The 7,273-nt window shown below is 76.3% G+C and carries 4 protein-coding genes; all 4 read left to right on the top strand.

What is annotated here, in order from left to right; all coding sequences use genetic code 11:
* On the top strand, positions 1-3,293 hold a 3,293-nt coding region (locus tag ACSNOH_RS04465; protein ID WP_436719851.1), incomplete at its 5' end, for an amino acid adenylation domain-containing protein.
* Positions 3,294-3,303: 10 nt separating this feature from the next.
* The gene (locus ACSNOH_RS04460; RefSeq protein ID WP_436719850.1) at positions 3,304-4,125 is read left to right on the top strand and encodes a 4'-phosphopantetheinyl transferase family protein; all 822 of its coding nucleotides are present in this window, start codon (positions 3,304-3,306) and stop codon (positions 4,123-4,125) included.
* Positions 4,126-4,258: 133 nt separating this feature from the next.
* A complete protein-coding gene (locus ACSNOH_RS04455; RefSeq protein ID WP_436719849.1) occupies positions 4,259-5,056 on the top strand; it encodes a hypothetical protein in 798 nt (265 codons plus the stop codon).
* Positions 5,057-5,117: 61 nt separating this feature from the next.
* Complete coding sequence (locus tag ACSNOH_RS04450) at positions 5,118-7,238, top strand: CHAT domain-containing WD40 repeat protein (protein ID WP_436719848.1); 2,121 nt, start codon at positions 5,118-5,120, stop codon at positions 7,236-7,238.
* Positions 7,239-7,273: the final 35 nt, after the last annotated feature.

Raw genomic sequence — 7,273 nt, 5'->3', positions numbered from 1 at the left:
CCGCCCTGCCCTCCCGCAGCCATCTGCGCGCCACCGCCCACCTCGACCCCGGGGCGACCGCACGGCTGCGCCGGCTGGCCGCGTCCGTCCGGGCCACCTGGACCGACGTCCTCTTCGCCGCCCAGGCCCTCTACGTCGCCCGCGCCACCCGCAGCGAGGAGGTCGTCCTCGGCCTGCCCATGATGGGCCGCATGGGCTCCGTCGCCCTGCGCGTGCCCGGCATGGTCATGAACGTCCTGCCGTTGCGCCTGACCGTCACCCCCGGCACGACCTTCGCCGAACTCGTCCACCAGACCGTCCTCGGCATCCGGTCCGCCCGCCGCCACCAGCGCTACCGCTACGAGGACATCCGCCGCGACCTCGGCCTGCTCGGCGAGGGCCGGCCGCTCACCGGCCCGCTCGTCAACGTCATGCCCTTCGACTACGGGCTCGCGTTCGCCGGTGCCCGCGCAGGCGCGCACAACCTCGCCCCCGGGCCCGTCGACGACCTCACCATCGGCATCTACGACCGCGCCGACGGCAGCGGCCTGCGCATCGACTACGACGCCAACCCCGCCCGCTACGGCCAGGACGAACTCGCCGCCCACCAGGCCCGCTTCCTGGACCTGCTGAACCGGCTCGCCGAGCGCGACCCGCACCTGCCGACCGGCGGCCTCTCCCTGGCCACGGCCGCCGAGCGCGAGCAGGTCCTCACCGAGTTCAACGACACGGCGACCGACGTGCCGCCCACCACCCTCATCGGCCCCGTCGAGGCCCGCGCCGCCCGCACCCCGCACGCCACCGCCCTCGTCTGCGGCGCCGAGACCCTCACCTACGCGCAGCTCAACGCCCGCGCCAACCGGCTCGCCCGCCACCTCGCGGGCCTCGGCGTCCGCCCCGGCACGGTCGCCGCCGTCGCCCTGCCGCGCTCCACCGAGCTCGTCGTCGCGCTCCTCGCCGTCCTCAAGGCGGGCGGCGCGTACCTGCCGCTCGACACCGCCGACCCGGCCGCGCGCCTGCGCGACATGCTGGACACCGCGGCCCCCGTGTGTGTCGTGACCGACCGCGCGGGCAGCGCCGCCCTCCCCGCGGGCGCGCCGCCCGCCGTCGCGCTCGACGACCCCGCGGTCCGCGAGGCGCTCGCCGCCCAGCTCCCCACCGACCCCGGCCGGGCCCTGACGCCCCAGCACCCCGCGTACGTCCTGCACACCTCCGGGACCACCGGGGCCCCCAAGGGCGTCGTCGTCCCGCACTCCGCGATCGACAACCGGCTGCGCTGGATGCAGGGCCGGTACCCGCTCGCCCCCGGCGACCGCGTCCTGCACAAGACCCCCGCCGGCTTCGACGTCTCCGTGTGGGAGCTGTTCTGGCCGCTGCGCGAGGGCGCCACCCTCGTCGTGGCCGGGCCCGAAGCCCACCGCGACCCCGCCGAGCTCGCCCGCACCATCCGCGAACACGGCGTCACCGTCACCCACTTCGTGCCCTCGGTGCTGCAGCTCTTCCTCGCCGAACCCGAAGCGGCCCGCTGCACCGGCCTGCGGCACGTCTTCAGCAGCGGCGAGGTCCTGCCGCGCGGCACGGCCGGCGCCTTCCACCGGCTGCTCCCCGGCACCCTGCTGCACAACCTCTACGGGCCGACCGAGGCCGCCGTCGACGTCACCCACCACACCTGCCGGCCGGGCGACACCGGACCCGTCCCCATCGGACGGCCCGTCTGGAACACCCGCCTCTACATCCTCGACGCGGCCGGGCACCCCTGCCCGCCCGGCGTCCCCGGCGAGCTCCACCTCGCCGGCGCCCAGCTCGCCGACGGCTACCTCGGACGGCCGGACCTCACGGCCGAACGGTTCCTGGACGACCCCTTCGCGGGCCCCGGCGCGCGCATGTACCGCACGGGCGACCTCGCCCGCTGGCGGGCCGACGGCGAAGCCGAGTACCTCGGCCGCACCGACCGCCAGGTCAAGCTGCACGGGCGCCGCATCGAGCCGGACGGCATCGAGGCCGTCCTGCTGGCCGACCCCCGCGTCCGCGCCGCCTGCGCCGTCGTCCGCGAGGACCGGCCCGGCGACCGGCGCCTGGTCGCCTACGTGACTCCGGCCTCGGCGGATGCCGCCGCCGAGCCCGGCCCCGACGCCCTGCGCGAGCTGCTGGCCGCGCAACTCCCCGCGAGCACGGTGCCGGACGCCGTCGTGGTCCTGGACGCCTTCCCCACGGGCCCCAACGGCAAGCTCGACCGCGCGGCGCTCCCCGCCCCCGCCCCGGAGGCGGACACCGGCGGCCGCGCACCCGCAGGGCCGCGTGAGGAGACCCTGGCACGGCTGTTCGCCGAAGTCCTCGGCCTGCCGCACGTCGGCGCCGACGACAGCTTCTTCGCCCTCGGCGGCACCTCCCTGCTCGCGGCGCGCCTCATCGCGCGCATCCGCGACGTGTTCGGCGGCGGTGCGGCGGAGGACGAGGGCGGTTCCCTGGCTCTGGGCACCCTCTTCCGCGCGCCCACCCCGGCCGGCCTCGCCCGGCGGCTGGGCGACGAGGACGGCACGGGCCCCGGCTCGCTCGACCCCGTGCTGACGCTGCGCGCGACCGGCAGCCGCACGCCCCTGTTCGCCCTGCCCCCGGCCTCGGGCCTCGGCTGGTGCTACACAGGGCTGCTCACCGGCCTCGGCCCCGACCAGCCCCTCCACGCGCTCCGGGCGCGCGGGTTCGCGCCCGGGGAGGCGCTGCCCGCGACGCTGGAGGAGATGGCCGCGGAGCACGCCGAACGCATCCGCGCGGTCCAGCCGTACGGGCCCTACCGGCTGCTGGGCTGGTCGGCGGGCGGCGTCCTCGCGCACGCCGTCGCCGTACGGCTGCAGGAGGCCGGCGAGAAGGTCGGGCTCCTCGCCCTGCTCGACGCCTACCCCGGCGGCGCCGCGTCCGGGGAACAGGCCGTCCTCGGCGCCCTGCTGGACATGGCCGGGTGCGCCCGCGACGGCGACGCGCCCCTCACCCGGGACGGGGTGCTCGCCGCCCTCCGCGCCGACGGCGGGCCCTTCGCCGCGCTGACCGGCCGCACCCTGCGGTCCGCGGTCGACGTCGCGCTCGCCACGACGGAGCTGGCCGGGCGGCACCCGCACCGCGTCTTCGACGGCGACGTCCTCTTCTTCACCGCGACGGGCACGGAGCCGGCCGGCTCCCTGACGCGGGAGGCGTGGCGGCCGTACGTCACGGGTAGGGTGATCAACCACGATGTCGGCTGCACGCACGCACACATGACGCGGCCGGGACCGATCACGGAGGTCGCCCGGGCGGTGACCCGCCACCTGGGAGAGGGCTGAACGGATGCGCGTGAGCGGCGGACCGGGCATACGGCCCCGGGTCCTCGGCGAGGACCTGCTGCCGGGCGCGTGGACACCGGGCGGTCCGCCGCACGTATGGCTGCTGGACCTCACCGGCCTGCGGCCGGGCAGCTCCACGGACGAGGGGCCGGGGGCCGGTGGCCTGCCGGGCCGGGCGCACCCGGGCGGGGGCCCGGAGTCCGGCACGCCGCTCGCCGCCGCGCTGCGCGACCACGCCCGCATCCTCGACCCCGCGGAGCGCGACCGCGCCGCCGCGTTCGTGCGCGACCTGCACCGCGACCGCTACGTCGCCTCCCACATCGGGCTGCGGCTCCTCCTCGGCGCCTATCTGTCCGCCGACCCGGCCGCGGTCGTGCTCGTGCGCGAGCCGTGCCCCGGCTGCGGCGGGCCGCACGGCCGCCCGGCCGCCGCCGGCGCGCCCCTGCACTTCAACCTCTCGCACGCGGGCGACCTCGCGCTGTTCGCCTTCGCGGACACCCCGGTCGGCGCGGACGTCGAGCAGGTCCAGCCCCCCGAGGTGGTCGACGAGGTGGCGCGCGTCCTGCACCGCGACGAGACGGCGGAGCTGGCCGCGCTGCCCGCGGAGCGGCGCCCGGAGGCGTTCGCCCGCTGCTGGACGCGCAAGGAGGCCTACCTCAAGGGCACGGGCACGGGCCTGTCGGAGAATCCGTCCGTGACGTACGTCGGCACGGGCCCCGACCCGGCCTCCCCCGCGGGCTGGGCGCTGACGGACGTCGCGGCCCCGCAGGGGTACGCGGCGGCCGTCGCGGTCGCGAACGCGCACCGGCCGCGGCCGCCGCGTCCGGCGTAAGGGCGCGGGGGCGCATTCCGGGAGCGCGCGGGGGCGAGCCCCCGAATATACGGCGCACGACCCGGCGGCATTCCCCTGAATTTCCTATAACCTGGCTGGTCCGCGGAGGGTCGTGACGCATCGGGGGGAAATCATGCCGGCCTCTGCTTCGATCATCCTGTTCGTCTTCGGGGGCCTCATGGTCCTCATCTCCCTGCTCGGCAGCGGATTCTCGGTCCGGGAAATCTCCTTTCCCCGGATCAGCCCGGTGATCCGGTCCACGGCGGCCCTGCTCGGGGCCGGCCTCGTGGTCACCAGCATCGTCCTGCTCGCCAATAAGGATTCTTCCGGAAATACGGTGGCCGATCCTCCACCGGGAACCGCACCGCAGAAATCCGCATCACCGTCCTTACCCGCGGCGCCCTCCTCGCAGCCGGTGACGCAGCCCTCCTCGGCCGCACCGCCGCCGCCGGAGTCCTCGGCGCCCGTGCCGGGAACGCCCCGGTCCTCCGGCGCGACGGCGGCCCTGCTCGCCCACGTGCCGGACACCATCCGCCCGAGCTGCTCCGACGGCGACGCCTCGAAATTCCCGGCGTCGGTCGTCGCCGTGGTCGCGTGCACCCCGGCCACCGGATTTCCCGTGATCTACGCCCAGTTCGTGGACGACATCAGCACCCAGGGCGGATTCCAGCGGCTCGTCAGCGACGTTTCCTTCACTCAGGGCTCATGCGGCCCGTCCACCCCGCTCAGCGGCCGGCAGAAGTACAACAACGGCGGAAAGGAAGTCGGCGAACTCGCCTGCCACCGCGAACCCGGAGACAGCGACGCCTATCTCACGTGGTCCAGCGAGGACGTGAAGATCATCGCGCAGGCGCACGCCCCGCTCCCCTCGTACCCGCGACTGCTCGAATGGTGGAAGAACGCGGGCCCGGTGCACGGCACGGCCACGTGAGAAAGCGGGACCGCGGAAAATGCGGAACGGTGACGTCGCACCGAACGCCCCGGGAGCGGTGATGCCCGCCGGCGATTTCGTCCTGGAGATCAGCGGCGGGCCCGGCGGGCGGTACGCGGTGACCGTCTCCTCGCCCGCCGGCGAGGGCACGGCCTCGGTCGCCCTGGAGCCCGGAGCCGTCGGCGCCCGGCTCGCCGAGCTCCAACGGGCCGTCCTCGCCTCCTCCGTGACGCCGCGCGCGGCCGCCCTCGGCCTGGAGCGGCCCGTACGGGACGTGGGGGAGCAGCTCTTCCGCACCGTCTTCGACGCGCGCCTGCGCGCCCTGTACCTCGCCAGCCGCCAGCGTGCCGCCGAGCGCGACCAGGCGCTCCGCGTCGTCCTGCGCATCCGGGCGCCCGAACTCGCCGCCCTGCCCTGGGAACTGCTCCACGACGAGGAACTCGGCGGCTACCTGTGCCTGCACCAGCCCCTCGTCCGCTACGTCGACCTGCCCGAGCCGCTCGCCCCGCTGCGCTCCGGCCCGCCCCTGAAGATCCTCGGCATGACCTCGCTGCCCCGGTCCCGCGCGCCCCTGGACGCCGAGAGCGAGCGCGCCGCCCTCGCCGTCGCGCTGCGCCCGCTGACCGAGCGCGGGCTCGTCGACCTCGACTGGGTGGCCGGGCAGACCGCGGACGACCTCTCCCGCAGGCTGCTGCGGGGCTGCCACGTGCTGCACTTCATCGGGCACGGCGCGTACGACGCCGAGCGGCGCGAGGGCATGCTCACGCTGGCGGGCGCCGACGGGCGCGAGCACCACCTGCACGCCTCCGCCCTCGCCTCACTGCTCAGCGTGGCCCGGCCGAAGCCCCAGCTGGTCGTGCTCAACAGCTGCCAGAGCGGCATGGGCAACTCCGAGGACCTCTTCTCCAGCACCGCCGCGGTCCTCGTGCGCACCGTCCCGGCGATCGTCGCCATGCAGTTCGCCGTCACCGACAAGGCGGCCACCCGCTTCGCCGCGTCCTTCTACCAGGCGCTCGCCGGCGGCCGCAGCGTCGACGAAGCGGTGCGGGTCGGGCGGATCGCGCTCGTCGTCGACAAGGACGACAGCCTGGAGTGGGCGACCCCGGTGCTCTACCTGCGCGGCGGGGACGCCCGGCTCTTCGACATGCCCGAGCCGGCGGACGACCGCGGCACGGCCGCGGAGCGGGAGCCGGCCGGGGGCGCGGCGCCGGGGCCCGGCGGCGTACCGCCGAGACCGTGGTGGCCCCCGGAGGGCGCAGGGCCCGCGGACGGGCCGCCGCCCGGCCCGTCGTCCGGCCCGCCGCCCGGCCCCCGCATCACCCCGCGCGTCCTCAACGCCCGCCAGTGGGTGCACGCCCTCGCCTTCCACCCCGACGGCAGACGCCTCGCCACCGGATCCCGCAGCCGGGTCCGGGTCTGGGACGCCCTGACCGGCAACCGCATCTGGGAGCAGACCGCGGGCGGCTGGCTCTCTTCCGTCTTCGCCGCCGCCTTCAGCCCCGGCGGCCGCCGCCTCGTCACCGGCGGCGCCGACAACACCGTCCGCATCTGGGCGGCCTCCGACGGCGAGGAACTGCTGCGCCTGCGCCACGACCACATGGTCTTCGGCGTGGCCTTCAGCCCCGACGGCTTCCGCGTGGCCTCCGCCTCCGCCGACCGCACCGTCCGGCTGTGGGACTCCACCGGCGGCGACCCCATGCTGCGCATCACGCACGACCAGGTCGTCACCGACGTCGCCTTCAGCCCGGACGGCGCCCGGCTCGCCTCCGCCTGCGCCGACCGCTCGGTGCACGTGTGGTCCCTCGGCGGCGACGCGCTGCTGCGCCTGCGCCACGACCACCCGGTCAAGGCCGTCGGCTTCAGCCCCGACGGCGGCCGGCTGGCGACGGCGGGCGACGACGGCTGCGTCCGGCTGTGGGACGCGGGCACCGGCCACCAGCGCCTGCTGGTACGGCACGCCGCCGCGGTCAAGGACGTGGCCTTCAGCCCCGACGGCCGCTGGCTCGCCACGGCCTCCGCCGACCGTACGGCGGGCCTGTGGTCCGCAACGGACGGCGCGCGGGCGCTGCGCGTCCAGCACAACGGCCCGGTCCTGTGCGTCGCTTTCGCCCCGGACGGCGGATACCTGGCCAGCGGCAGCGAGGACAAAACCCTGAAACTCACCCCGGTACCGCCGCCCTGACCGCCGGCCGCCCCCGGCTCCGCCGGTGAGGGGGT

The sequence above is a fragment of the Streptomyces sp. URMC 127 genome (assembly GCF_051386535.1).
Lineage (GTDB): Bacteria > Actinomycetota > Actinomycetes > Streptomycetales > Streptomycetaceae > Streptomyces.
This window is presented reverse-complemented; position numbering and strand designations above follow the sequence as displayed.